The following is a 26,260-nucleotide window of genomic DNA, read 5'->3' as shown; positions in this document are numbered from 1 at the left end:
CTGCCAATCTCCCTCCTTGAGGGGGAGATGTCCGGCAGGACAGAGGGGGGCCTCGTAGAGCGTCAACGAATCGAAGTTGGGCGTCATAACTATGGAGCCCGCTCATGACCTCCTCCGCCCCGCACCTCCACCAGACCTCGATCCGCACCGACCTCGTCGACTGGGGCGTCCAGCCCGACGCCCTGTCGGGCGTCTCCCACTCCACCGGCAAGCTCGTGCACAAAGGGCCGAACAATCAGCCGGAATCCGGCATCTGGGTCTGCACGCCAGGCCGCTGGCGGCTCTCGATCCCGCGCGACGAACTGTGCCACTTCGTTTCCGGCCGCGCGACCTACCGGTCGGATGTCGGCGAGGTGATAGAAGTGTCATCTGGAAGCGTGGTCATGTTCCCCGCCGGCTGGACGGGCGAATGCACCGTGCATGAGACCATGCGCAACGTCTACATGCTGGCCTGAGAGCATGATCCCGAAAAGTGGAAACCGGTTTTCTCGGACAAACGGTTCTCCTTTGTCCGAGATCATGCTCAAGCAACAATCAGCCGCATAGGAGCAAGATATGTCGACACCGCATTGGCCTGAGGCCTCGACCGTGGAGCTGGAGGATTGGGGCTCGGGCGCCAATACGCTCGCCGGCGCGCCGCGGGCCTCAGGCAAGATCCTCTCGAAAAATCCGGACGGATCGAGCGAGTGCGGCCTGTGGTCTTGCACGCCGGGCACCCGCAAGGTCAGCTTTGACGCCGACGAGTTCTGCTATTTCCTTTCGGGACACGGCAGCTATGTCAGGGACGATGGCGAAGACATTCCGGTTGGAGCCGGTACGCTCGTCTTCTTCCCCGCTGGCTGGACCGGCATCTCCATCATCACGCAAACGCTGACCAAGGCCTTCATGTGCCGGTAAGCACTTTACCAGGGAGTTCGATATGACCACGCCGATCATGCAATCGCCGCTTGCCGTCACGGACCTCGTCGACTGGGGCATCATCCCGACAATGATCGAGGGGCAATCCCACACGTCGGGCAAGCTGCTCCACAAGGGGCCGGAAGGCCGTTCCGAATGCGGCCTCTGGGTCTGCACGCCAGGCAAGTGGCACTGCCACGTTACCCGCGACGAGTTCTGCCACTTCCTGGAGGGCCGCTGCACCTATGTGCACGAGTCCGGTGAGGTCATCGAGATCGAGCCGGACACGGCGGCCTTCTTCCCGCAGGACTGGAAAGGCGTCTGCACGGTCCATGAGACTATCAAGAAGGTCTACATGATCCGCTGAGCGTTCCCGATAATTCTACTCTGCCGGCCAGCTGACGCGGCAGGACGAACTCTCAAGAAGGCTCTGACCACAGGGGAGCGACCATGCATTTTTTACCCGACCGGCCGACTTTCTTCGTCAATCCGGACTACCGGCCGATGACCGGTGTGACCAAACCGGTGGTTGATCCGGCGACGCTGGAAACCGTCGGCGCCGTCGCTTCGGCCAGCGACGGCGAGATCGACGCCGTGCTCACCGCCGCGACCAGGGCGCAGCTTGCCTGGAAAAAGCTCGACGCCAAGAGCCGGGCAAAGCATCTGCACGCCGTCGCCAACGCCATCGAGGCGGCGGATTTCACGCGCTGCGCCGAACTGATGGTGCGCGAGATGGGCAAGCCCTATCCCGAAGCAATTGGCGAGATCGCCAATTGCGCGCCGATTTTCCGCTATTATGCCGAGATGGCACGCGACGATGCCGGCAAGATTGCCGGCACGACGCAGGCCGGCTCGTTCCAGTACGCGCGCTATGAGCCCTATGGCGTCTCCGTCCACATCATGCCCTACAATTTTCCGATCCTGCTGATGTGCTGGACCGTCGCCGCCTCGCTTGCCGCCGGCAATGCCTGCATCATCAAGCCCGCGGAAGCGACGACGCTGTCGACGCTGGAGTACATGACCGTCTTCCGCGCGCTGCCGGAAGGCTTGGTCTCCTGCCTGCCCGGCGGAGCGGCCACCGCGCAGGCGTTGATTGCGTCCGACCGCACGCACGCGGTTGCCTTCACCGGCTCGGTCGCCGCTGGCAAGGCGGTCGCGGTGGCCTGCGCCGAACGCATGAAGCCCTGCGTCACCGAGGCCGGCGGCAGCGATCCGCTGATCATCAGCCGATACGCCCCGCTTGAGGTGGCCGCGGCCGGCAGCGTCACCGCCGCCTTCCATCTTACCGGCCAGGTCTGCACCTCGGCGGAGCGCTTCTTCGTGGTCGACGCCGTGCATGACCGCTTCGTCGAATTGTTTGCCGAAAAGACGCGCGCGCTACGTATCGGCAACGGCATGGACAAAACCGAGATCGGCCCGCTGGTCAGCGAGGCGGCCCGGGCCAAGGTCATGCGGCTGGTCGACGATGCTGTTCGCAACGGCGCCAAGGCCGTCACCGGCGGCCGCATTCCGCCGGCGCACAATACCGGCTGGTTCTACGAACCGACCATTCTGACCGGCGTCACCCCGGATATGGCGATCGTGCGCGAAGAATGTTTCGGCCCGGTCGCCGCGATCTGCCGGGTGAAGGATTTCGACGAGGCTATCCGGCTCGCCAATGACAGCCCATTCGGGCTTGGCGCTTCGGTGTTCACCACGGATCTTGCCGAAGCGCATGAGGCGGCCGAACGGCTCGAAGCCGGCATGGTCTGGGTCAACAACCCCTTGATCGACAATGACGCCCTGCCCTTCGGCGGCTGGAAGGCTTCCGGTCTCGGCCGCGAACTCGGCCGCCAAGGTCTCGATGCCTTCCGCCGTTCCAAGATGGTCATCATCGACCACAGGCCGGCCATCCAGGACTGGTGGTATCCCTATCCCGACAGCTGGTTCCGCGAGACCGGCGGCCGCAAACACGTATGAAGAATGGCGCCCGGCAACACCACGCGGCTGTTGTGCCCTTGTGCCTCGATCGCTTCGACCAGCGCGCGCGAGCAGGAAAAACAATGCCGCCGGGCGAAGCCCAGCGGCATCTTCTTTGACTGGCTACCGCCGTTTCAGTGACGGTCCGCTACGGCGTCGTTCCCGCTTGAAGCTTGGCCGCCGTCTGGTCGATCTTGCCGGCAAGGACGCCTTGGGCCCAAGCCGTGACCTCGGCGTCGACAGGCTTGTTGGCCATGTCCGTCAGCGCCGCGTCGAGCGATGCGTCATCGGTGCCGACCTCTGCCGCGGTTGCCGCGGCCGCGGCTTCGTCGGCAGCCGCATTATCGGCGGCGACCACAACCTGCTGAGCTGTGACATCGGCCTGCAAGGCCGATATCTGCCCAGGCAGGGCCGCCTGCTGTTCGGGTGTCATGGCGTCGATCTCGGCCTGCGACAGCGACGTCAGTGCGCTCAGCTGCGAATTCAGCGCATCCAGCTGGGCCTGGGCAGCGGCAGCCGTGGTGGCGGCCGCCGCAGCCGCGGCCTGCGCATTCTTGGCTTTCGCCGATTGCGTCACGAATGCCTGAATGGCACCGAACTTCTTGCTCTTGGAGTTCATATAGGCGTTGATGTTGCGCTGCAGCGAGTTCAGCCGGCCGAGTTTGGCGTGGATGTTCTTGTCCTTCGGTACGGACGAGACCTTTGTGGTCGTATCGACCGTGGTGCTGGCCGTGATGTCCGTTTCCGTCTTGGCTGCCCGTCCCGGTGCCGACGACGACTTGCCGTGCGAAGCGCCGCTGTTGCCGCCACTATTCCCGTGGGTGCCGCTATTGCCGTTGCCCCCGGAATTGCCGTTGCCGCCGCCATTGCCTCCAGCATTGCCGCCGCCGTTGCCATGCCCATTGCCGGCGAGCGCCGGAGACGCCAGAAGCGCCAATGCGGCCAGCGCCGCGAACAGAGTTTTCCGGTTTGTCATGGTAATCTCCTCGGGAATCGCGTTCTCGCCCACCGCTGAACCATCTGCGTATGAGAAATCGCTAATTGTACCCGGTAAACTTTAAACAAATGCGGTCGCAATCCGAGAGCGGGCACCGATCAGGAAACGTAAGCCACTGAAAAGCAACGGAATTCACTGCCTTTGACTTGCAATGGCACTGAAGTCCCATGCCAGCCAGACCTTGGTCTTGTGCCGTCCGGCGCAACGCGAAACCGCAGGAAAAAGGGGGCTGAAATAGGTAGGTCGATAGATAAAAGCAGAGGTCTCAGCCGATGCTTTCGCCGCCATCGATCACCAGCGCCTGGCCGGTCATGAAGGATGATCGGTCCGAGACGAGAAACAGGATCGCCTCGGCGATCTCTTCGGCCACGGCCCAGCGCCCCATCGGGATTTTGGTGCGGACATAGGTTTCGATCGCCGCGCGTCCGCCCATCTGGGCGATGAATGGTTCGTTGAAGGGCGTGTCGACCCAGCCCGGGCAAAGTGCGTTGACGCGCACATTGTGCTTGGCATAGTCGAGTGACATCTGCCTGGTCATCGCCACCACGGCATGTTTCGAGGTCGCATAGGCGATCATCTCGCGGTCGTAGAAGACGCCCGAATTCGAAGCCGTGTTGAGGATGACGCCGCCACCCTGCGCGACCATCGACGGCATGACGATCCGGGCCGCCAGGAATTGCGCCCGCACATTGACCCGCCAGGAGGCATCCATGCCGGCGGTCTCGACCTCGGTCAGCGTGCCGCCGACCTGGATGCCGGCATGATTGTGCAGGATGTCGATGCGCCCATGCTTTTCCAGCGTACGGGTTATGAGTTGCTCAACAGCCGCGTCCTCGCCGACATCGGTGGCGATAGCCTCGGCCCGGCCGCCCATTGCCCGAATGCCTGAGGCCGTTGCCTCGCCATTGGCCTCATCCCTGTCGGCGATGACGACCATGGCGCCTTCCCTGCCCATGATCATGGCGCCGGCACGTCCGATGCCGGAGCCGGCGCCGGTCACCACGGCAATGCGGTCTTTGAGGATCATGGAGCGGCTTTCAGTTTGATGGCTTGCGCTGGCGCAGCTGCCATTGGGCAAGCACCACGAGCAGGACGGAAGCGACGAGCACGATGGTCGCGATGGCGTTGATCTCCGGCGTCACGCCGCGCCTGATGGAGGCGAAGACATAGATCGGCAGCGTCGTCTGCGCGCCGGCGACGAAGAAGGCGACGATGAAATCGTCGAAGGAGAAGGTGAAGGCGAGCAGGAAACCGGCGACCACCGCCGGCATGATCTGCGGCAGGACGATCGAGCGGAACGTCGTCAGCGGCGTGGCGTAGAGGTCGCTCGACGCTTCGACCAGATTGCGGTCGAGGCTGCCCAGCCGCGTGCCGACAATCATCGTCACCAGCGCCATCGAGAACAGGCCATGCGCGGCGATGATCGAGCCGTAGCCGAGCGACAGGCGCGGCGGCTGGTCACCGGGCCAGACCGAGGCGAGGAACGGATTGACGACCGCGAACAGTTGGACGAGCGCGACCAGCGTCGAGATGCCGATGACGACGCCGGGAACGACGATCGCCGCGCCGAGCAATCCGTCGAAGACGGCGCGGGTTCTGACGCTGACACGCGCCAGGCCGAGGGCTGCCGCGGTGCCGAACACCGCCGCCAGCAGGGCGCTGGTGCTGGCGATGAACAGGCTGTTCTTCAGCGCTTCGACCAGGAACGGGTTGGACAGCGCCTTGCCGTACCATTGCACGGAGAAACCGGTGAACTCGCTGGCATGGTGGCCGGCATTGAAGGAGAACAGCACCACCAGCACGATCGGCAGATAGAGGAAGGCGAAGACGGCAATGACGAAGGCGCGCATCAGATCAGGTCCACCCTGCGGGCGCCCGAGACCCGAGTCGAGATGCGGTTGGCGGCAATCAGCACCACTACCGAAACCAGCACCAGCGTGATCGCGATAGCCGACCCGAATGGCCAGTTGCGCGACTGCAGGAATAGATCGACCAGCGCATTGCCGATGAAGAACACCTTGCCGCCGCCAAGCAACGTCGGGATCAAATATTCGCCAAGCAGCAGGATCATGACCAGCGAGAAGCCGGTCATCACGCCCGGTAGCGACAGTTTCAGGGTCACGCCCAGAAAGGTCGATAATGGCGTCGCGCCGAGATCGGCGGAGGCTTCCAGCAGCCTTCGGTCGAGCCGCTCGAGGCTGACATAGATCGGCAGGATCATCAGCGGCAGATAGCCGTAGACGATGCCGAGCAGGACGGCGCCCGGCGTGTTGATCAGCCTGACATCCTCGATGCCTGCAAAGGCGAGCAGCGCCGGTATGCCGCGTCCGCCCAGAATGTACATCCAGGCATAGGTCCGCATCAAAAGGCTCGTCCAGAATGGAATGACGACCAGCGCGAGCAGGATCAGCCGCCAGCGCTGCGGCGCCTGCAAGGCAAGGTAATAGGCGACCGGATAGGCAACGAGCAGGCAGGCAAGCGCGCCCACCGGCGCCAGCACCATCGTGTTCCAGAACGCGGTCGCCCGCGCCGGAAGATTGGCGTATTGCGCCAGCGTGAAGGCTGCCTGATAGCCGCCCTCGGGCGCCCGCTCGCCGACGCTGAACACGGCGATGGCGATGAACGGCAGCACCAGGAACACCACCAGCCATGCCGTCGCCGGCGCGAGCAGCAAGGCGGTCAGGAAATTATGCCGAAATCTGTTGCCGTGCATTGAAACCGCCCCGGTACCGGCGGACATTGGCCCGCCGGTCGATTGTCTTTGTCCAGGCCAGTCTCAAGCCGATTTGAAGCGCGCCATCAGTTCGGCACGGCCCGGATCGGTCAGCGTCGCCGCCGCGCCGAATTCGAGCGGCGTCAACAGGTCCGCCGCCGGATAGAGGATCGGATTGTCGAGCACCTCCTTGGGCAGCAGCTTGTTGACCCGCGCATCGGTCGAAGGCGCGCCATTGGCCAGGTGCTCCTTCACCGCGACCTGCGGGTTCATCAGATAGTTGAGCAAGGCATAACCGGCGGGCTTGTTCGGCGCGTCCTTCGGGATGGCATAGAAATCGGTCCAGATCTCGCCGCCTTCCTTGCCGAGCACATAGGCGATCTCGGGAATGTCGCGATGCAGCTGCGCGCCGTCATTGGTCCAGCACATCGTCATCCAGGCGTCGCCCGCGCGCATGCTCGGCTGGTAATCGGACGAGACGGCGAACAGGTGCGGCTTGACCTTCAGCAGCAACTCCTCCGCCTTGGCGAGCTCGTCCTGTTTCAGCGAATTGAACGAATAGCCGTAATATTTCAGCGCATTGCCGATAGTCGTGAGCTGGTAGTCATGCACCATGGTCCGGCCGTCGCCCTCGGCCATGGCGGTATCCCAGAACTCCTTCCAGCTCGTCATCGGCTTGGTGAGCTTCTTGGTGTTCACCGCAAAACCCGTCGTGCCCCAGTTCTTCGGCACGGCGTAAATAGTGCCATCGATGGTACCCTCGGAGGTGAAACGCGGATCTTCCTGGGTGCCGTCGAAATTCGGCAGCTTCGTCATCTCCAGCGGCTCGATGATGCCGAGCTTCTTGTAGGTCGAGATCGTGTAATTGGTCGGCACGAACAGGCTCCAGCCCGAGGCCCCGGCCTGCAGCTTGGCCAGCATCTCCTCATTGGAGCCGAACACGTTGACCTCGACGGCGACGCCGGTGTCCTTCTTGAAGTTCTCGAAGGTCTGCGGGTCATGGTAGTTCGGCCAGGTGGCGATCGACATACGGTCGCCAAGGCTTTCGGCGGCGAAAGCCGGCGTCGGCATGATGCCGATCTCGCGCGCCATCACCGCCGTCGCGATGCCGAGTCCGGTGAGGCCGAGGAAGTCGCGGCGGCCGATCGAGCCACGCTTCAGGCGCATCAGTTGGTCGACGAAATTCTCGGGGCTTATCGGCAGTCCGTCACGATATGATTTCGACATGTTTGTTTACCCTCTGGTTGGTCCCGTTGTTCTTGGTTTCCGGAAACGCCAGCGGCGTTCCGGTGGCATAGCCGATGGCGACGGGTTCGCCCGGCTTGAAGAGATTGCCTTGGCCGATCAGGTGATCAGCCTTGGCGAGCAAAGTGCCGATGCCCTGGACCTCGATCGCGTATTCCGCCGTCGAGCCCAGGAAAATCCGGTTGCGGACAACGCCCTTGAGCGGACCGCTTGTCGGCCCGCCAAGGCTGAGTGATTCAGGACGCAGGCTGACCGAGACGGCCTCGCCTTGCTGCAGGGCGGTGCGCTTGCGCGCCGCAATGACGGTGCCGTCCGCCAGCGCCACGCTGACAAGATCACCCGCATGACCGGCAACCTTGCCGGCAAGAAGATTGGTCTTGCCGACGAAATCGGCCACGAACAGGTCGGCCGGCTCGTCATAGATCTCGCTCGGCTGGCCGAGCTGGACGATGCGCCCGCCATTCATGACGCAGACGAAATCGCTCATCGACAGCGCTTCCTCCTGGTCGTGGGTGACCAGCACGAAGGTGATGCCGATCTCGCGCTGCAGGTTCTGCAGCTCGATCTGCATGTCGGTGCGTAGCTTTTTGTCGAGCGCCGCCAGCGGCTCATCGAGCAACAACACCGCCGGCTTGTTGACCAGCGCGCGCGCCAGCGCGACACGCTGCTGCTGGCCGCCGGACAATTCGTGGATCTTGCGGCCGCCATAGCCGGCGAGCCGCACCATTTCGAGCGCTTCGCCGGCCCGCCCGCCGATCTCGCGCGACGACAGCCGTGGCCTTGCTTGGCGCAGGCCATAGGAAACGTTGGCTTCCACGTCGAGATGCGGGAACAGCGCATATTGCTGGAACACCATGTTGACCGGCCGCCGGTAGGGCGGCGTGCCGGCCATGTCCTGGCCGCGGATAAACACCTGGCCTTCGCTCGGCTGCTCGAAGCCGCCGATCATGCGCAGGCAAGTCGTCTTGCCGCACCCGGACGGTCCAAGCAGGGCAACGAAGGCGGAGGGTGGCACGGCAAGGTCGATGCCGCTGACCGCGGTCACCGCGCCATAGCGCTTGGTGACGCCGCGAAATTCGATGTCGGGCACTGCGGTCAAGGCTGCGGGCTCCAGCGACAGGACGATGTGATTTCAAGACGCTACCAGAGCCAATGGCAGCTAGTATATACCTCGCGGGTGGTATATCTGATCTATTTTCTCGTTTGAGGGGGTATGGGTTGAGTGGATCCCGCAGCGACGAATACAGCCGGCTCGCCACCCTTGTCGCGGCGACGCGGGAGACGAGCGGCGACCTTTTCGGCCAGGCGATGGTCGACTGGCTGCGGCAGCATGTCGGCTTCGACCACTGCGTGATCTTCGGCTATCGCGGCGCCTCACGACCGCCACTGCTGTTCGAGACGTTCACACCGGCCGAAAGCCACGTCTTCGTCGCGCTCTATCAGGAAGGGCCCTACCTGCTCGACCCGTTCCATCACGCGGCGGTCGAGCGCAAGGAAGGGTTCTGGCGCATGCGGGAACTCGCGCCTGATCGTTTCTACGCCAGCGAATATTTCCGCTCCTACTACAGCCAGACCAGGCTGGCCGAGGAAGTCGGCTTCTTCGTGCCGCTGCCGGGCAAGGACGCGCTGGTGCTGTCGCTGATGCGGCTCAGCGCTTCCGGCCCATTCGGCACCGCCGATGCCAGGCTGCTGCGCGACATGGCGCCGGCGGTGATCAGCTTCATCCGATTGCGCTGGCCTGCCCTTCCCGCCGACGAGCCGGCCGAGGCGAAACAGGACGAGACAATCGCCGCGGTCAACGAGTTCGACCGTGCCCATATCTGGAAAAGCCTGTCGCTGACGCCGCGCGAAAAACACGTCGTCGATCTGGTGCTGCAGGGACACTCCACCGAGTCGATTGCCAGAGCCATGCGCATCGTGCCGGGAACCGTGAAGGTCCATCGCCGCAACATCTACCGCAAGCTCAAGATCAAGTCGCAGGCCGGCCTTTTCGCCCGCTTCGTCGAGATCATCGACGCGCGTATCCGATGAGCCGCTGACTACCCTCGGATCCCGGCTGTTGACCCGGCTTCCCAGGAGCCGGTCTCTGCCATCCGCTTCAGCAAGGGCGCCGGCCTGAAAACATCCTTGCCGGTCCGCTCGTGCCAATATTCGAGCCGCTCGACGATCCTGGCTCCGCCTTCCAGGCTGGCCCAGAACATCGGACCGCCCTTGCCGACGGGAAAGCCGTAGCCATTGACCCAGACGACGTCGATGTCGGAGGCGCGGGCAGCGATCCCTTCCTCCAGAATCTTGGCGCCCTCGTTGACCAGGGGATAGAGCGTGCGCTCGATGATCTCGTCGGCGCCTATCGTGCGCGGCGCGATGCCCTTCTCGGCTGCCTTGTCACGGATCAGCGCCTCGACCTCGGGATCGGGTACCGGCGTGCGCGAACCGTTCTCGTAGAGATAGAAGCCACGGCCGGTCTTCTGACCGAAACGGCCCTGTTCGCACAGCGTGTCGGCGATGACGGCCGTCAGGCCGCGCGCCTTGCGGTTGCGCCAGCCGATGTCGAGGCCGGCCAGGTCGCCCATCTGGAACGGCCCCATCGGCCAGCCGAAATCGATGAATGCCTTGTCGATCCGGCTGGGAGTCGCGCCCTCCAGCAGCAGCGCTTCCAATTCCGAGCCACGCGCCGCCAGCATGCGGTTGCCGACGAAGCCATGGCAGACGCCGACGACGACAGCCGCCTTGCCGATCCTCCGCGCCAGGTCGACCACGGTCGCCAGCGCATCGGGCGCCGTCTTTTGCGCCCGCACGATCTCCAGAAGCTTCATGACGTTGGCCGGCGAGAAGAAATGCAGGCCGAGCACATCCTGCGGCCGCGAGGTCGAGGCGGCGATCTCGTCGATGTCGAGATAGGAGGTGTTGGTGGCAAGGATAGCGCCAGGTTTCGCCACTGCGTCGAGCTTGCCGAAGATTTCTTTCTTGACCGCCATGTCCTCGAACGCCGCCTCGATAATCAGGTCGCAATCGGCGAGATCGGCATGGTCGATCGAGCCTTTGAACTGACCGAGCCGCTGCCGCTTGGCGTCTTCGCTCAAGGAGCGGCGCGCGACCGAGACGGCGTAATTCTTCTCGATCGTCGCCAGCCCCCGCTGCAACGCTTCCTGGCTGGTTTCCAGCAAGGTGACGGGAAAGCCGCCATTGGCGAAAGCCATGGCGATGCCGCCGCCCATCGTGCCGGCGCCGATAACGCCGACGCGGGCGATCCTGCGCTTGACGACATTGCCGGGAAGCTTGGCCGCCTCGCGTTCCGCGAAAAACAGATGCCGCTGCGCGCGCGACTGGTCGCTGGCGACGAGCTTGACGAACAGCGCCCGCTCCGCCGCCAGCGCCTCGTCGAAGGGCAGCGTGACGGCATTGCGCACCGCCTGCGCACAGGCGATCGGCGCTTCCAGGCCCCGCGCCTTCCCCACCAAATCCGCCGCCTCGGCATCGAAGGCCGCCAGATCGGTTTCCCTAAGTCCCTCGTCGCGATCACGCACCGGCGTGAAGGGACCCCCCTTGCGGGCCATTTCGCGAACGAAATTCACGGCGTGGGTGGTCAGATCGCCTTCGAAAACGGCATCCACCAGGCCGGCGCCATGCGCCTCGTCCGCGCCGATCGGTGTGCCTGAGACGATCATCTTCAGTGCCTTGGCGGCGCCCACCAGACGCGGCAGCCGCACCGTGCCGCCGCCACCAGGCAGGAGGCCGAGCTTCACTTCGGGCAGGCCGAGTTTTGCGCCTTGATCGGCAACGCGGAAATGGCAGCCTAGCACCAGTTCCAGCCCGCCGCCGAACGCGGTGCCGTGAATGGCGGCCACCGTCGGCTTGGCGATGGCTTCAAGCGCCGCCACGATGGCACGCAGGTCAGGCTGCTGCACCGGCCTGCCGAATTCGGTGATGTCGGCGCCGGCAACGAAGGTCCGGCCGGCGCAGGCAATGACGATCGCCACGACCGATGCTTCATCGCGCAAAGCGATCAGCGCCTGCATCAGTGGCTCGCGGACGTGAAAACTCAGCGCGTTGACTGGCGGATTGTCGATGGTGAGGATGGCGACGCCACCGTCATTCGCGACACTGACAGAACTGGACAAGCGGAGGCCTCCCGAGACCGACTGAGATCGGGGACCGGTTTACTAGGCCACGCCGCGAATGGGAACCGGCTAGTCCAATTGTTGGCCCAACAGGCTGCGGGTTGCGCCGTAGACGTTGCAGTCAGCGCACCGCCTTCTCGCCACCCGCCGCCGTGATCACCCCTACGATGATCAGCCCCGTCAGCAGCAACCGCACGCCGGCGCTGACCCCGAATGTGTTGAGCATGGTGAGCAGCAGCACCAGGAACAGCGCCGCGCCCCATACGCCGGGCACATTGGCCTTGCCGCCGGCCACCGACGTGCCGCCGATGACGACGACGGCGATCGAGGCGAGCAAATATTCATTGCCGATATCGACATTGGCGCCGCGGAAATAGCCGGCGAGCAGCGCGCCGTCGATGCCGCCGAGTGCCCCCGAAAGCGTGTAGGTGAGGAAGCGGATGCGCCCGACCTTGACGCCGGCGAGCCAGGCGGCGCGGATGTTCTGGCCGATCGCCAGCACCGAGCGGCCGTAGATCATGCGCTGCAAGGCGATGGCCGCACCGATGGTGAACAGCACGGTGAGGATCGCCAGCACGGGAATGCCCAGCACCTGCCAGTTGGTGAAATCGGCGAAGCCAGGCGGCGGCTTGATCTGCAGCCCGCGCCCATAGCTGATGTCGACCGACTGGATGATGAAGCTCGCCGACAGCGTCGCGATGATCGGCGGGATGCGCAGCGCCCAAATCAGCAGATAGTTGATGACGCCGATCGCGGCACCACAGGCGAGCGCCGCCAGCAATCCGACCACGATCATGGCATCGCTGCCGCCCATCACCTTCATGGCAACTGCGCTTGCCAAGCCGATATTGGCCGGCAGCGACAGGTCGACATTGCCGGGCCCGAGCGTGATGACGAACATCTGGCCGACGCCGACGATGACGGTGAACACGGCAAGCGACAATGCGGCCGTGACCATGCCGCCGCCGCCATAGCCGCCGGTGAAGGCGATCGTCGCCAGCCACACCAGCAGCGCGCCGACAAACGACCAGATCCAGGGTCTTGTGAGCAGCGTTTTCAGCGAAGCCATCGCTCACCTTTCCCTGCGGCTGATCAGCACCCGCGCAGCCAGCACGATGATCAGGATGGCGCCGTTGGCGGCCACCTGCCAGTCGGGCGGAATGTGCATGAAGGTGAGCAGCGGCGAGGCGGCCAGCGCCAGCGTCAGCGCGCCGATGACAGCACCGATCGGCGAGACCCGGCCGCCGACGAACTCGCCGCCGCCGAGGATGACGCCGGCGATGGCCAGCAGCGTGTAGCCATTGCCGATATTGGCATCCGCCGAGGTGGTGATCCCGATCAGCGCCATGCCCGACAGCACGCCGAAAAGGCCGGCCAGCGCGAACAGCACGATCTTGGTCTTGAGCAGCGACCAGCCGGCGCGCCGCAGTGCCGCCGGATTGCCGCCGGACCCGCGCAGGATCACGCCGTAGGAGGTGCGCATCAAACCAAAATGCACGACCGCGGCGATCAGCAGCGCGGCGATGATAGGGAACGGAATGAAGGGCGGCTTGAAGGACATGATCGCCAGCAACCATTCCGGCGCCTTGCCGCCGGGTTTGGGCAGGACGAGGATGGCCAGCCCCTGCCAGACGAAACTCATGCCGAGCGTCACCACGATCGAGGGCAGGTTGCGCATGTGGATCAGCGCGCCGAGCAGCGCATAAATGCCGATCGACCCGACGAGAATGAGGACGCCGATGAGCGGTGCGTCCTTCAGCCAGGTCGCGGTGACGCAGCCGACAAAGCCGACGAAAGTGCCGATCGAGAGGTCGAGCTCGTTGCCGGCGATGACGAACATCTGCGCGATCGTCGCCAGCGCGATCGGAATCGCCAGGTTCAGCATCAGGCTGAAGCCGAAATAGCTGATGGCGCGCGGGTTGAGCCAGGCGATTGCCGCCAACACCAGCGCCAGCGACAGCGCCGGCAGCAGGCCACGCAACAGCCGCGCCCGTGCCGCCGCATTGCGTGCCGCCGACCCCTTGAAGCCATTGTCCATTGGCGTCGCCGTCATTTCAGGCCGCATCGCCGAAGGAGGACTGGATGATCTTCTCTTCGGTCAGCTCGTCGCGCGTCAGATTGGCGACGATGCGGCCGTTCTTGAAGACATAGATGTGGTCGCAATTGTCGAGCTCTTCGGTTTCGGTCGTGTACCAGAGGAAGGTGCGGCCGCGACCCGCTTCTTCGCGCACGAGGTCGTAGACCTCCAGCTTCGTGCCGATGTCGACGCCGCGCATCGGATCGTCCATCAGCACGATTTCGGCATCGGAGCCCAGTGCGCGGGCAAACAGGGCCTTCTGCTGGTTGCCGCCCGACAGCGAGAAGATGTTGTTATTCATGTCAGGCGTGCGGATGCCGATCTTCTTCTTCCAGGCATCGGCGAGCTCCGCCTCGCGCCGCGGCGAGATCAGCAACCCGTTGCGCAGACGCGCCAGCGAGCGGATGCCGATATTCTGCGCAATCGACCATTGCGGGAAAATACCGTCCGACTGGCGGTCGCCCGCCACCAGCGCCACCGGCGCCGTGACCTCGATGCCGGGCTTGGCGCGTGCGGCGGCATTAAAGATCCGCAGCAGCAAGTCGGTCTGTCCGTGCCCGGCCAGCCCGGCAAGGCCGATGATCTCGCCCACGCGGGCGACAAGGTCCTTGCCGTCAGTCTGCCCGGCGGGCCGCGCCCGGACGCGCAGCGGACTGGCGCCTGGCTTGGCGGCAGCCGCCTGTGCGGCGATCTTCTCGCGCGCCTCGGCTCCGCCCATCACCGTCACCAGCCGGTTGCGATCGAAGGCACCAGCCGCGTCCGACGCCACCACCTTGCCGTCGCGCATCACGACGATGCGGTCGGCGTTCCGCAACACTTCACCCAGCACGTGCGAGATCAGGATGCAGCTTTTGCCGCCGGCGACGAAGCGGCGCACGAAAGCCAGCAGCTGGCCGGCCGTGTGCGCGTCGAGCGACGAGGTCGGCTCGTCGAGGATGACCAGGTCGAGCCGGTCCCGTGTCACCGTGAAGGCGCGCGCCACCTCGACCATCTGGCGCCGGCCGATCGAGAGATCGCCGACAATGTCCCAGGCCGAGATGCCATGGTCCGGGAAGATCTCATCGAGCTTGGCGGCGATCAGCTCGGCCGCCCTGCGCCGCCAGCCGAAGCCGGAGAGCGAAGCATGGTTGATGCGCGTGTTTTCGGCGACGCTGAGATTGGGACAGAGCGAGAGCTCCTGGAACACGCAGCGTATGCCGAGCTGCTGCGCCCGCGATACCGAGTAGTTCTCCTCGATGCCGCCATGCACCCCGATCGTCCCGCTGTCGGGCGTCGAGGTGCCGGCCACCATGTGCATCAGCGTCGACTTGCCGGCGCCGTTATGGCCGACGAGGCCGACGCATTCGCCGGGTCCGACATGGAAATCCACCCCGCCCAGCGCCCTGACGGCGCCGAAATGCTTTTCGGCACCGTCAAGTCTTACGATGAATGTATTGGCGGCGCCGAATTGTTTTTCGGCGCCGCTCAGTCTGATGTCCGTATTGCCTGCAGCCATGCTCAACGATATCCGCTCAGTGATGCCCGCGGCAACGCGTGTGCGACTTTCACTTGATATTGGCTTTGATCGCCGCGATGGCATCTTCCTGCGTGTATTCGTGGGTGGCGACACCGCCCTCCTTGATCTTCGGCAGGGCCGCCTCGAAATCGTCCTGGGTGAAGGCGAGATACGGCACCAGCAAATCGTGCGGGATGTCCTTGCGGCCATCGAGCACCTGCTGTGCCACCCAGAAGGCTAGCGTCGACACGCCAGGCGCGATCGAAGCCGACCAGGTCTGGTAGCCGTCCTTGTCCTTCTGTTCCTTCCACCACTTCAATTCGTCCTGCCGGTTGCCCATGATGATGGTCGGGCGCGGCTTGTTGGCGGCGGCGAAGGCTTGCGCGGCGCCATAGCCGTCGCCGCCCTGGTCGACGATGCCGACGATGTCGGGCAGCGACGGCAGGATGGTCGCGACCGCCTTCTGCGCCGTGGTCTGGTCCCAGTCGCCGGTGACCGAGCCGACGATCTTGAACTCGGGATGGGCGGCAACGCCCTCGAGGATACCGGCATGGATGGCGTCGTCGATCGAAGTGCCGGCCAGGCCTCGGATTTCAAGCAGATTGCCGCCCTTGGGCTGGAACTTGGCCATATGCTCGACTTCCTGCTTGCCCATGTCCTTGAAGTCGACGACGACGCGGTAGGCGCAGGGCTCGGTCACGGTGCCGTCGAAGGAAACGACGGTGATGCCGGCGTCGCAGGCCTGCTTGATGGCGCCGTTGAGCGCATCCGGCGAGGCGGCGTTGATGACGATGGCGTCATAGCCCTGCAGGATCAGGTTCTGCACCTGAGCGGCCTGGGTCGGCACCTCCTTGTCGGCGGTGGTGAAGACATCGGCTGCGCCGACGATCTTGTCGTCGACCGCCTCCTTGGTGACGATGCCATAGCTGTCGAGCATCGCCTGCCGCCACGAATTGCCGGCGTAATTGTTGGAGAACGCGATCTTCTTGCCGCTGGTGTCGGCCAAAGCCGTACCGGCTGCGAGCACTGCCGCAAGCATGCTGAGAACCAATAGCTTCTTCATGTGATACTCCTCCCGAGAGTTGCTGATCAGTGTGGTTGTCGATGATTTCGCGGTTGCGATCCTGTTTTTTATCTATTGTCAGACAAAAGTGCAGAAGGCCGGCGGGCTGTCAACCGCAATCCGATGTACGCCGGCGATCAACTTGCGGTGCGCTGATTGAAATGGCTCCGGTTGATGGCTAGGCATACGGGCCAGGAGAGCGAACAAGCATGACGCCGACTGTGCCGCCGGGCGCACCGGGAATTCCCGCGCGCTGGACCTCTAGCGCCAAGAGCGGCGTCGGATCGGCGCTTTCGCCGTCCAGTCGCGTCTGGTTCACCATCAGCCACGGCATCCTGAACGAGGTGTACTATCCGCGCGTCGACAGCGCCTGCACGCGCGACCTCGGCCTGATCGTCACCGGCAGGGATGGATATTTCTCCGAGGAGAAGCGGGATGCCGCGCACGGCATCGAGCCGTTCGAGGACGGCGTGCCCGCCTACAGGCTGGCCAACACGGCCGATAACGGCGCCTACCGGATCGAGAAGCGCATTCTGGCCGATCCGGCGCGCCCGACCTTGCTGCAGGAGATCACCTTCAACCCGCTGAAGGGCTCCGTCGCCGACTACCGCGTCTACGCGCTTCTGGCGCCGCATCTGGTCAATGCCGGCATGGGCAACACCGCCTGGGTCGGCGAGTACCAAGGAAAGCCTGTCCTGTTTGCCTCGGGGCGCGGCACCTGCCTGGCGCTGGCCTCGTCGCTGCCCTGGCGGGATTGTTCGGCCGGCTATGTCGGCTTCTCCGACGGTTGGCAGCAATTGAACCATGCCGGCAAGCTCGATCCGGCTTGGCGGCGCGCCGAGGACGGCAATGTAGCGCTGACCGGCGAGATCGGTTTCACCGCCGTCAACACAAAATCCGTGTTGGCGTTGGGTTTTGGCGCGACTCCAGACGAAGCCGCCGAAAGCGCCTTCGCCAGCCTGAAACGGGGTTTTGAACCGGCGGCGAAATCCTATGTCGAAAAATGGCGCAAATGGCAGGCGGGGCTGCTGCCACTGGACCGCGACCGGACGCCCGGGGTGCCGGGAGTAAACAGCTACCGCGTCTCCACCGCGATGCTGGCCACCCACCGGTCATCGGCCATGCCGGGCGCGGCGGTGGCCAGCCTGTCGATCCCGTGGGGGTTCGACAAAGGTGATGACGATCTCGGCGGCTATCACCTGGTCTGGCCGCGCGACCTGGTCGAAACGGCGGGCGGCTATCTCGCCGCCGGCGATGCCGCTTCGGCGCTGCAGATCCTGGAATACCTCCGCTCCATCCAACAGCCGGACGGCCATTGGCCGCAGAACGCCTGGCTCGACGGCTCCGCCTATTGGCCCGGCATCCAGATGGACGAATGCGCCTTCCCCATGCTGCTGGCCGATGCCCTGCATCGCGCTGGCCACCTGCCGACTGCCAGGCTCAGGGCCTTCCTGCCGATGATCGAGCGCGCGGCGTCCTATGTCGTGCGCAATGGTCCCGTGACCGGCGAGGATCGCTGGGAAGAAGACGCCGGCTACAGCCCGTTCACGCTGGCCGTCGAGATTGCGGCACTGCTTGCCGGCGCCGACCTGCTCGATACCTGCGGCAAGCGGGATGCGGCAAGCTATCTGCGCGAGACCGCCGACTGCTGGAACGACCAGGTCGAGCGCTGGACCTATATCACCGGTACCGCCATCTGCAGGGCCGTGGGCGTCGGCGGCTACTACGTCCGCATCGCGCCGCCCGACAGCGCCGATGCCGGCTCGCCGAAGGATGGCTATGTCCCGATCAAGAACCGGCCGCCCGGCGACACGGAACGGCCGGTCGAAGAAATCGTCAGCCCGGACGTACTGGCCCTGGTGCGCTTTGGCCTGAGGGCCGCCGACGATCCGCGCATCGTCGACACCGTCAAGGCCATCGACGCGCAGTTGCGCTGCGAGCTGCCGCAAGGATCGCTCTGGTACCGCTACAACAGCGACGGCTATGGTGAACACGAGGATGGCTCGCCCTTCGACGGCACCGGCCAAGGCCGGCCGTGGCCGCTGCTCGCCGGCGAACGCGCCCATTACGAGCTGGCGGCTGGGCGCAAGGACAAGGCGGCCAGCCTGCTCGATGCGCTGGAACGGTCGGCCGGACCCGGCGGCCTGCTGCCCGAACAGGTCTGGGACGGCGCCGATATTCCCGAGCGCGAACTGTTGTATGGCAAGCCATCAGGCAGCGCCATGCCGCTGGTCTGGGCGCATTCCGAACATATCAAGCTGTTGCGCTCGCTGCGCGACGGCGCCGTCTTCGACATGCCGCCGCAAGGCGTGAGGCGCTACATCGAGGACAACACCGTTTCGCCATTCAGGACATGGCGCTTCAACAACAAGATCCGCGCGCTGCCGGCCGGCAAGACGCTGCGTATCGAATTGCTGACAGAAGCCACTGTCCACTGGAGCACCGACAGTTGGGCAACCGCCCACGACAGCCAGACGGGGGAGAACGCTTTCGGCATTCACCTTGTCGATCTGCCCACGGCCAGCCTCCCCAGCGGAAGCACGCTGATCTTCACTTTTTTCTGGCCCGGAACCGGCGATTGGGAGAATGTCGACTTCTCCGTCATGTCAGGCGCTCAGGACAGCCAGTAGATCCTTCCTCGACAAACCCAGCAAATCTCTAGGAAACAGGACGAAACCATGCAGATCGGAATGATGGGACTGGGGCGGATGGGCGCCAACATGGTGCGGCGCTTGATGCGCGACGGCCACGAATGCGTCGTCTACGACATCAATCCGGCCAGCGTCACGGCGCTGGTGAGCGACGGCGCGTCCGGAGCAGCCTCGATGGCGGAATTCGTCGGCAAGCTCGCCAAGCCGCGCTGCGTCTGGCTGATGCTGCCGGCGGCGATCACCGGCAAGATCATCGATCAGGTCGCGGCGCTGATGGAGCCTGGCGACATCGTCATCGACGGCGGAAATTCCTACTATCACGACGCTGTCGACCAGGCCGCGAAACTGGCCGCCAAGGGCATCCACCTTGTCGATGTCGGCACCAGCGGCGGTGTCTGGGGCCTGGAACGCGGCTACTGCCTGATGATCGGCGGCCCCGACGTGGCGGTGCAGCACCTCGATTCGGTCTTTGCCACGCTGGCGCCTGGCGCCGATGCCGGCGCGCCCACCCCGGACAAGACCGCCGGCACCGCGCCCTATGGCTACCTGCATTGCGGACCGAGCGGCGCCGGCCACTTCGTCAAGATGGTGCACAACGGCATCGAATATGGCGTCATGGCCGCCTATGCCGAAGGCATGAACATCCTGAAATCGGCCAATGCCGGCAAGCGGCAGCGTATGGCGGACGCCGAGACCAGCCCGCTGGAAAACCCGCAATACTACCAGTTCGACGTCGATCTGCCGCAGGTGGCCGAGGTGTGGCGGCATGGCAGCGTCATCGGCTCCTGGCTGCTCGATCTCACCGCCGGCGCGCTGAAGAGCGATCCGGGTCTGGCGCAATTCGGCGGCCGGGTCTCGGATTCCGGCGAGGGCCGCTGGACGCTGAAGGCGGCGATCGACACCGGCGTGCCGGCGCCGGTGCTGTCCTCGGCCCTGTTCGATCGCTTCTCCTCGCAAGGCGAATCCGAATTCGCCGACAAGCTGTTGTCCGCCATGCGTTATGCCTTCGGCGGTCACATCGAAAAACCGAAGGACGGCAAGTGACGGCGGCAGGGGAGACGCAGGCATGAGCCAGGAACGGTCCGACACGCTGGTGCTCTTCGGAGCGACCGGCGACCTCGCCCACAAGAAGATATTTCCAGCGCTTTACCAGATGGTCGCCAAGGGCACGCTTACCGAACCGGTGATCGGCGTCGCCTTCGATGCCTGGGATTTGAGGCAATTGCAGGACCGGGCTCGCGACGGCATCGTCAGCGCGCTCGGTGCTATCGACGAGAAGGTGTTCGCCAAGCTGGCGTCGCTGCTGCGCTATGTCAGCGGCGACTATCGCGATCCGGCCACCTTCGAGAAGCTGAAGAAGGCACTCGGCAGCGCCCAGCGGCCGCTGCACTACATGGCGGTGCCGCCGTCCATGTTCGAGACTGTCGTGCAAGGCCTGGAGCAGTCGGGCACCGCGCATGGCGCGCGGCTGATGGTGGAAAAGCCCTTCGGCCACGATCTGCAGTCGGCGCGCTGGCTGAACCGCGTGCTGCACCTGGTGTTCGACGAACAGTCGATCTTCCGCATCGACCACTATCTCGGCAAGGAAGCGATCCAGAACCTGCTCTATTTCCGCTTCGCCAACGCCCTGCTCGAGCCGATCTGGAACCGCAATTACGTCGAGAGCGTGCAGATCACCATGGCCGAGGACTTCGGCGTCGAAGGGCGTGGCCGCTTTTATGACGATGTCGGCGCTATCCGCGACGTCATCGAGAACCATCTGCTCAACATCCTGCTGCTCCTGGCCATGGAGCCGCCGGTCGGCCGCTCAGCCGACGACCTGATCGACGAGAAGGTGCAGGTGCTGCGCGCCATCCGGACATTGACGAAAGACGATGTCGTGCGGGGCCAGTTCACCGGCTATCTCGCCGAGCCCGGTGTGGCGCCGAACTCGCCGGTCGAGACCTTCGCGGCGGTCCGCTTCTTCGTTGACACCTGGCGCTGGCAGGACGTGCCGTTCTTCATCCGCGCCGGCAAGAACATGCCGGTGCATGTCACCGAGGTGGTGGTGCGGCTGAAGCGGCCGCCGCTCGACGTCTTCGATCCGATCAAGCCCACCGACCAGAATTACGTCCGTTTTCGCATCGACCCGCAGGTGACGATCGCCATCGGCGCCCAGCGCAAGGCGCCCGGCGACGACATGACCGGCGAGCAGGTGGAACTGACCGCGCTCGACGATTCGAAGGGCGACATGCCGCCCTATGAACGGCTGATCGGCGACGCCATGAACGGCAATGGCCAGCTCTTCACCCGCCAGGACGCCGCCGAACTGGCTTGGCGCATCGTCGGTCCGGTGCTCGGCGACACCACGCCGCCGCATCTTTACGAGCCGAAGACGTGGGGACCGGCGGACGCCATGGCCGGCTTCGGGCCGCCCAATGGCTGGATTGATCCGGTGGCATGAACGGAGAGGACAGGATGGCCAAGGTGGCTGAGAAGGCTGCGTCGGACACCGGGCAGGTCGTCCTTTCGATCGATATTGGCGGGTCGCACGTCAAGATCCTGACCAGCGACGGTGGCACCGAGCGCCGGGCGGATTCCGGGCCTGACCTGACGCCACGGCAGATGATCGGCAAGGTGAAGAAGCTCGCCGAGGGCCTGTCCTATGACGTCATCTCGATGGGCTATCCGGGCCCTGTGCGCCACAACAAGCCGGTGCTCGATCCCATGAATCTCGGCAGGGGCTGGGCCGGCTTCGATTTCGCCGCTGAGTTCGGCAAGCCGGTCAAGGTGGTCAATGATGCGCTGATGCAGGCCCTCGGCAGCTATGAGGGCGGGCGCATGCTGTTCCTGGGCCTCGGAACCGGCCTCGGTGCGGCGATGGTCCTCGACAATGTCGGCCAGCCGATGGAACTTGCCCATCTCCCCTACAGAAAAGGCCAGAGTTTCGAGGACTATGTCGGCGAACGCGGCCTGGTAAAGCGCGGCAAGAAGAAGTGGCGCGGCTATGTCTTCGACGTCGTCAACCGGCTGCGCGCCGCCCTGCAGCCAGACTATGTCGTCATCGGCGGCGGCAATGTCGACAAGCTCGACGAATTGCCCCCCGACTCCAGGCGCGGTGACAACACACGCGCTTTCGAAGGCGGATTTCGTCTGTGGCGCGACAAGGCCTTGATCGTCTGATATTATTACAGTTTAGTATAGTTGTTCAAAATGGCGTGTGATGTCGCGCCGATAGATTGCTTTGTGCAGATTTGCCGACTAGGAAGTCAGCCCCACTACATCGCGTCGCGCGCGACGCACAAAGACGACGCACTTTAATTTTGCGCATCATCCTTTTTGAAAACGGCCCCATTTTCGAGGTCATGCGCCATGGATGGAGGAAAATAGATTGACCGACGAAAACAGCCACGCCAGCAAGACCCTCGACCTTCTCGAACTGACAGCCCATATCGTATCGGCCTATGTCGAGAAGAATCGCCTGCCTGCGTCCGGCCTTCCCGAGCTGATCGCCAGCGTCAGCGCCTCGATCAGCGGGCTCGGCCAGCCGGTCGCTCCGGTGGCGGCACCGCTTGTCCCGGCCGTCAACCCGAAGAAGTCGGTGACGCCGGATTTCATCATCTGCCTCGAGGACGGCAAGAAGTTCAAATCGCTGAAGCGTCATATCGGCGTGCATTTCGGCCTGACGCCGGACGCCTACCGCGCCAAATGGGGCTTGCCGTCGGACTATCCGATGGTCGCACCCAACTACGCCGCTTCGCGCTCGGAACTGGCGAAGTCGATCGGGCTCGGCCGCAAGGCCGTCGCGCCGGCGCCTGCCAAGTCGAAGGGCAGGAAGGCCAAGGTTTCGGCCTGAGCGGTTTCATCTGAGCCAATGTTTTGTCTGAAGCCTGCCGGCGATTCCGCCTTGGCAGGCTTCATGCTTTTGTGGCTTGGATTAACCAGACAAGCTTTGAGCAATTCCAGGAAAAGTGTGAAACGGTTTTCCGTCCGGAATTGCGTCTAGACAAAGGGGATGGAGCTGCTTGCCGTTTCCGTGAAACGGTGAACCGCTCCGGGGGGACGCGATGAACTACACCAGGATGGTGATCGAGAGAGAAGCCCCGGAGGAGTACGGCTATGAGCGTATCCGCTACAATCTCTCCGAAAGCTCGATTGCCGACCAGAAGCTCTCCGACATCGGCCTCTCGCTGCCCGACCTGACGCTCTTTTACGGCGAGCACCGCGGCGACAAGGCGTTGCGCGACCTGATCGCCGCGCAGGATGCCGGCATCGCGCCCGACGATGTGCTGGTCACAGCGGGTGCCGCCGGCGCGCTGTTCATCATCTCGACCTCGCTGCTGTCGGTAAGCGATCACCTCGTCGTCATCAGGCCCAACTACGCCACCAACATTGAAACCCCGAGGGCGATCGGCTGCGCCATCAGCTTCGTCGATCTGGCATTCGAGGAAGGCTTTGCCATCGACGTCGAGCGCATCAAGGCAGCGATGCGGCCGAACACCAGGCTGATCAGCGTTACTTGCCCGCACAACCCGACCGGGACCATGATGAGCCGCGCCGATCTCGACGCGCTGGTTGCGCTCGCCGAGGCCAGTGGCTGCCATTTGCTGGTCGACGAAACCTACCGCGATCTTTCCTATGGCAAGCGCCTGCCATTGGCGGCCTCCCTGAGCAAAAAGGCCATCAGCGTCTCGTCGCTGTCAAAAGCCTTCGGCATTCCCGGCATCCGCATCGGCTGGCTGATCACCAGGGATGCAGCCCTCCAGGAAAAATTCCTCGCCGCCAAGGAGCAGATCGGCATCTGCGGCAGCGTCATCGACGAAGGCATTGCGCGTGGCATGCTGGATCGCCGGGACGCGTTTCTGGCAAAGCTGCTTCCCGAAATGGCCACGCGCCGCGACATCGTCCAGGCCTGGATCGACCGCGAGCCGCTGGTCGACTGGGTGCGGCCTGAGGGCGGTGTCGTCGGTTTCCCGCGCCTCAATGTCGAGCCCGGCTTCGACCTCGACCGGTTCTATAACAGGCTGCTGGAAGACCACGGCACCTATGTCGGGCCCGGCCACTGGTTCGAGATGGAAAAGCGCTTCTTCCGCGTCGGCTTCGGCTGGCCGACGGAGGCCGAATTGAGAGGCGGATTGAACGCGATTTCGGCCGCGCTACGGCAGTAACTTCCGCGTGCGACCGACGACGCGGATCGAAAGTCTCTTGCTCCAAGCCTGTTTTTGACGCATATCCGCGCCGAATTTTACCAAGTTCCATTGGCCGGAACAGCGCCCATCCGGGAAGTGCCCCGCCAGCCGATGCCAAAGCAACCGGGGCCCTATCTTCATGATACCTGAACAAACTTTACCGGAGCAGCGTTACGCCGCTTTCCGGCACAAAGCCTTCCTCAGCTATTGGACGGCGCGCTTTCTCACCACCTTCGCGACCATGATCGTCTCCGTCGCCGTCGGCTGGCAGATCTATGATCTGACGCGCGATCCGTTCGACCTCGGCATTGTCGGCATCGTCCAGTTCCTGCCATCGCTGCTTCTGGTGCTGGTCACAGGCGTCGTCGCCGACCGCTTCGGCCGCCGCCTGATCATGGCGCTGGCAACGGTGGTCGAGGCAGCCTGTGCGCTCGTTCTCCTGTACTTCACGCTGCGCGGCCTCGTCAGTCCGCTGCCGATCTTCGTCGTTCTGGCGCTATTCGGCATGGCGCGCGCCTTTTACGGACCGGCCTCGTCGTCGCTGTTCGCCAATCTGGTGCCGCCGGAAGATTTCGGCAACGCGATTGCCTGGAACTCCTCCGCCTGGCAGACGGCGACGATTGTCGGTCCAGTCGCCGGCGGCCTGCTCTATGGCATCTCGGCCGAAGCCGCATACGCCGTCGCCTCTGTGCTGATGCTGGTGGCCGGTCTGCTGATCTTCACCATTCCCAAACCCGCCCAGCAAAGCGCCACCGATAAGCCGACAATGGAGACACTATTTGCCGGCTTCCGCTACATCTGGAGCGAGAAGATCGTGCTCGGCGCCATCTCGCTCGATCTGTTCGCAGTGCTTTTGTCCGGCGCCTCGGCACTGCTGCCGGTCTATGCGCGCGACATTCTCCAACTCGGCCCATGGGGCCTCGGCCTGCTGCGCTCGGCGCCCAGTGTCGGCGCCATCTGCGTCGCGGTATGGCTCGCCGGCCACCCGCTCCGCAACCACGCCGGCATCATCATGCTCGGCTCCGCGGCGGCGTTCGGCGCTTTCACCGTGCTGTTTGGCCTGTCGACCCTCACCTGGCTGTCGATCGCGGCGCTCGTCTTCCTCGGCGCCACCGACATGTTCAGCGTCTATATCAGGGAAACGCTGATCCAGCTGTGGACGCCCGACGAGGTGCGCGGCCGCGTCAACGCCGTCAACCAGGTCTTCGTCGGTGCCTCCAACGAATTGGGTGAGTTCCGTGCCGGCACCATGGCGGCGCTGATCGGCACGGTGCCGGCGGTCGTCATCGGCGGCGTCGGCGCCGTCGCGGTTGCTGGCTTGTGGGCCTATCTATTCCCGGCGCTGCGCAAGGTGCGGCACCTCAAAGGACGAAACTGAAGGCTTCATCGGTATCGGCGGGGCCGCGAATCTGTGCTAGAGCAATTCCAGGAAAAGTGCGCAGCGGTTTTCCGTCCGGAATCGCGTAAAAACAAAGAGCTAGAGCGGTTCAGCGATACTGCCGATCGCTAAACCGCTCTAAGCCGCCCGCCCAACCAACCAAAGGACAACACCTGTGAGCGAACCGACTGTGGCCGAGGCAACCGAAAGTATCTATGCGTCGCTTCGGGCGGACAATGCCGACATCGACGCACATATCGCGACGCTCAAGGCAGCGCTGGCACGAGAGGGGATAAAACATGCGGTGTTCGATCCTGCCAAATTGGCGCAGAGCAACCGCTCGGGCCGCAAGTTGATGCAGGCTTATTTTCGGCAGCGCGGCGTGAGCGTGAGCTTTTCGGACTAGAGCGGTTCAGTGTTTGTTGGAATCGCCGAACCGCTCTAACTCTTTGTTTTCACGCAATTCCGGACGGAAAACCGCTACGCACTTTTCCTG

Annotated in this window: 24 protein-coding genes; 13 read left to right on the top strand and 11 right to left on the bottom strand. The window is 64.1% G+C overall.

Translation table 11 applies throughout. The features are described 5' to 3' along the window. Window positions 1-104: 104 nt before the first annotated feature. The 4 genes from O7B34_RS20370 to O7B34_RS20355 all read left to right on the top strand — a co-directional run bounded on the left by O7B34_RS20370 (window position 105) and on the right by O7B34_RS20355 (window position 2,856). A complete protein-coding gene (locus O7B34_RS20370; RefSeq protein ID WP_337147748.1) occupies window positions 105-455 on the top strand; it encodes a cupin domain-containing protein in 351 nt (116 codons plus the stop codon). Between the two features lie 100 nt (window positions 456-555). Continuing rightward, window positions 556-897: a cupin domain-containing protein gene (locus O7B34_RS20365; RefSeq protein ID WP_337147747.1), complete on the top strand. Its 342-nt coding sequence runs from the start codon at window positions 556-558 to the stop codon at window positions 895-897. A 22-nt stretch (window positions 898-919) separates the two neighbouring features. Continuing rightward, entirely contained in the window at window positions 920-1,264 is a 345-nt protein-coding gene (locus tag O7B34_RS20360) for a cupin domain-containing protein (protein ID WP_095774732.1), read from the top strand. 83 nt (window positions 1,265-1,347) lie between these two features. After that, a complete protein-coding gene (locus tag O7B34_RS20355) occupies window positions 1,348-2,856 on the top strand; it encodes an aldehyde dehydrogenase family protein (RefSeq protein WP_337147746.1) in 1,509 nt (502 codons plus the stop codon). A gap of 148 nt (window positions 2,857-3,004) precedes the next feature. Here the strand turns inward: O7B34_RS20355 and O7B34_RS20350 are convergent, their stop codons facing one another. The 6 genes from O7B34_RS20350 to O7B34_RS20325 form a co-directional block, all read right to left on the bottom strand. Next, entirely contained in the window at window positions 3,005-3,832 is an 828-nt protein-coding gene (locus O7B34_RS20350; RefSeq protein ID WP_337147744.1) for a hypothetical protein, read from the bottom strand. Window positions 3,833-4,118: 286 nt separating this feature from the next. Further along, window positions 4,119-4,880, bottom strand: a complete 762-nt coding sequence (locus O7B34_RS20345) for an SDR family NAD(P)-dependent oxidoreductase (RefSeq protein ID WP_337147742.1) — start codon at window positions 4,878-4,880, stop codon at window positions 4,119-4,121. 10 nt (window positions 4,881-4,890) lie between these two features. Next, a complete protein-coding gene (locus O7B34_RS20340) occupies window positions 4,891-5,703 on the bottom strand; it encodes an ABC transporter permease (protein ID WP_337147741.1) in 813 nt (270 codons plus the stop codon). Continuing rightward, window positions 5,703-6,566 (bottom strand): ABC transporter permease, encoded by an 864-nt coding sequence (locus tag O7B34_RS20335; protein ID WP_027144578.1) that lies wholly within the window; start codon window positions 6,564-6,566, stop codon window positions 5,703-5,705. Before O7B34_RS20335 ends, O7B34_RS20340 begins: the two co-directional genes overlap by 1 nt. A gap of 63 nt (window positions 6,567-6,629) precedes the next feature. Continuing rightward, window positions 6,630-7,793 carry an ABC transporter substrate-binding protein gene (locus O7B34_RS20330; protein WP_337147740.1) on the bottom strand — a complete coding sequence of 388 codons (1,164 nt, stop codon included), beginning with the start codon at window positions 7,791-7,793 and terminating at the stop codon, window positions 6,630-6,632. Continuing rightward, the gene (locus tag O7B34_RS20325; protein ID WP_337147738.1) at window positions 7,774-8,910 is read right to left on the bottom strand and encodes an ABC transporter ATP-binding protein; all 1,137 of its coding nucleotides are present in this window, start codon (window positions 8,908-8,910) and stop codon (window positions 7,774-7,776) included. The genes O7B34_RS20330 and O7B34_RS20325 overlap by 20 nt, the downstream gene beginning before the upstream one ends. A 119-nt stretch (window positions 8,911-9,029) precedes the next feature. On the opposite strand from O7B34_RS20325, the gene O7B34_RS20320 reads away from it, so the two are divergent. After that, window positions 9,030-9,842 carry a response regulator transcription factor gene (locus O7B34_RS20320; protein WP_337147737.1) on the top strand — a complete coding sequence of 271 codons (813 nt, stop codon included), beginning with the start codon at window positions 9,030-9,032 and terminating at the stop codon, window positions 9,840-9,842. An 8-nt stretch (window positions 9,843-9,850) separates the two neighbouring features. Here O7B34_RS20320 and O7B34_RS20315 read toward each other — a convergent pair whose 3' ends face one another. The 5 genes from O7B34_RS20315 to O7B34_RS20295 all read right to left on the bottom strand — a co-directional run bounded on the left by O7B34_RS20315 (window position 9,851) and on the right by O7B34_RS20295 (window position 16,567). Continuing rightward, entirely contained in the window at window positions 9,851-11,932 is a 2,082-nt protein-coding gene (locus tag O7B34_RS20315) for a 3-hydroxyacyl-CoA dehydrogenase NAD-binding domain-containing protein (protein ID WP_337147736.1), read from the bottom strand. A 121-nt stretch (window positions 11,933-12,053) separates the two neighbouring features. Further along, entirely contained in the window at window positions 12,054-13,001 is a 948-nt protein-coding gene (locus O7B34_RS20310) for an ABC transporter permease (protein WP_337131210.1), read from the bottom strand. 3 nt (window positions 13,002-13,004) lie between these two features. After that, window positions 13,005-13,970 carry an ABC transporter permease gene (locus O7B34_RS20305; RefSeq protein ID WP_337147794.1) on the bottom strand — a complete coding sequence of 322 codons (966 nt, stop codon included), beginning with the start codon at window positions 13,968-13,970 and terminating at the stop codon, window positions 13,005-13,007. Window positions 13,971-13,986: 16 nt separating this feature from the next. Continuing rightward, entirely contained in the window at window positions 13,987-15,504 is a 1,518-nt protein-coding gene (locus O7B34_RS20300; protein WP_337147734.1) for a sugar ABC transporter ATP-binding protein, read from the bottom strand. A gap of 49 nt (window positions 15,505-15,553) precedes the next feature. Continuing rightward, window positions 15,554-16,567, bottom strand: coding sequence for an ABC transporter substrate-binding protein (locus tag O7B34_RS20295; RefSeq protein WP_337147733.1), 1,014 nt, complete (start codon window positions 16,565-16,567; stop codon window positions 15,554-15,556). A 209-nt stretch (window positions 16,568-16,776) separates the two neighbouring features. Here O7B34_RS20295 and O7B34_RS20290 point away from each other — a divergent pair, with 209 nt between their 5' ends. The 8 genes from O7B34_RS20290 (at window position 16,777) to O7B34_RS20255 (ending at window position 26,170) form a co-directional block, all read left to right on the top strand. Further along, window positions 16,777-19,197, top strand: a complete 2,421-nt coding sequence (locus tag O7B34_RS20290) for a glucan 1,4-alpha-glucosidase (protein WP_337147732.1) — start codon at window positions 16,777-16,779, stop codon at window positions 19,195-19,197. Between the two features lie 48 nt (window positions 19,198-19,245). Further along, a complete protein-coding gene (gene gnd / locus O7B34_RS20285; protein ID WP_337147730.1) occupies window positions 19,246-20,262 on the top strand; it encodes a phosphogluconate dehydrogenase (NAD(+)-dependent, decarboxylating) in 1,017 nt (338 codons plus the stop codon). Between the two features lie 22 nt (window positions 20,263-20,284). Continuing rightward, a complete protein-coding gene (gene zwf / locus O7B34_RS20280) occupies window positions 20,285-21,661 on the top strand; it encodes a glucose-6-phosphate dehydrogenase (protein ID WP_337131214.1) in 1,377 nt (458 codons plus the stop codon). Between the two features lie 14 nt (window positions 21,662-21,675). After that, complete coding sequence (locus O7B34_RS20275) at window positions 21,676-22,380, top strand: ROK family protein (RefSeq protein WP_337147728.1); 705 nt, start codon at window positions 21,676-21,678, stop codon at window positions 22,378-22,380. A gap of 208 nt (window positions 22,381-22,588) precedes the next feature. Continuing rightward, a complete protein-coding gene (locus tag O7B34_RS20270; protein ID WP_027144591.1) occupies window positions 22,589-23,053 on the top strand; it encodes a MucR family transcriptional regulator in 465 nt (154 codons plus the stop codon). 211 nt (window positions 23,054-23,264) lie between these two features. Further along, window positions 23,265-24,365: an aminotransferase class I/II-fold pyridoxal phosphate-dependent enzyme gene (locus O7B34_RS20265; RefSeq protein WP_337147726.1), complete on the top strand. Its 1,101-nt coding sequence runs from the start codon at window positions 23,265-23,267 to the stop codon at window positions 24,363-24,365. Between the two features lie 160 nt (window positions 24,366-24,525). After that, entirely contained in the window at window positions 24,526-25,764 is a 1,239-nt protein-coding gene (locus O7B34_RS20260; protein ID WP_337147724.1) for an MFS transporter, read from the top strand. 175 nt (window positions 25,765-25,939) lie between these two features. Further along, window positions 25,940-26,170 (top strand): hypothetical protein, encoded by a 231-nt coding sequence (locus O7B34_RS20255; RefSeq protein WP_337147722.1) that lies wholly within the window; start codon window positions 25,940-25,942, stop codon window positions 26,168-26,170. Window positions 26,171-26,260: the final 90 nt, after the last annotated feature.

Origin of the sequence: Mesorhizobium sp. Cs1299R1N3, assembly GCF_037179625.1 — a bacterium.
In the GTDB taxonomy this organism is placed as follows: domain Bacteria; phylum Pseudomonadota; class Alphaproteobacteria; order Rhizobiales; family Rhizobiaceae; genus Mesorhizobium; species Mesorhizobium salmacidum.
This window is presented reverse-complemented; position numbering and strand designations above follow the sequence as displayed.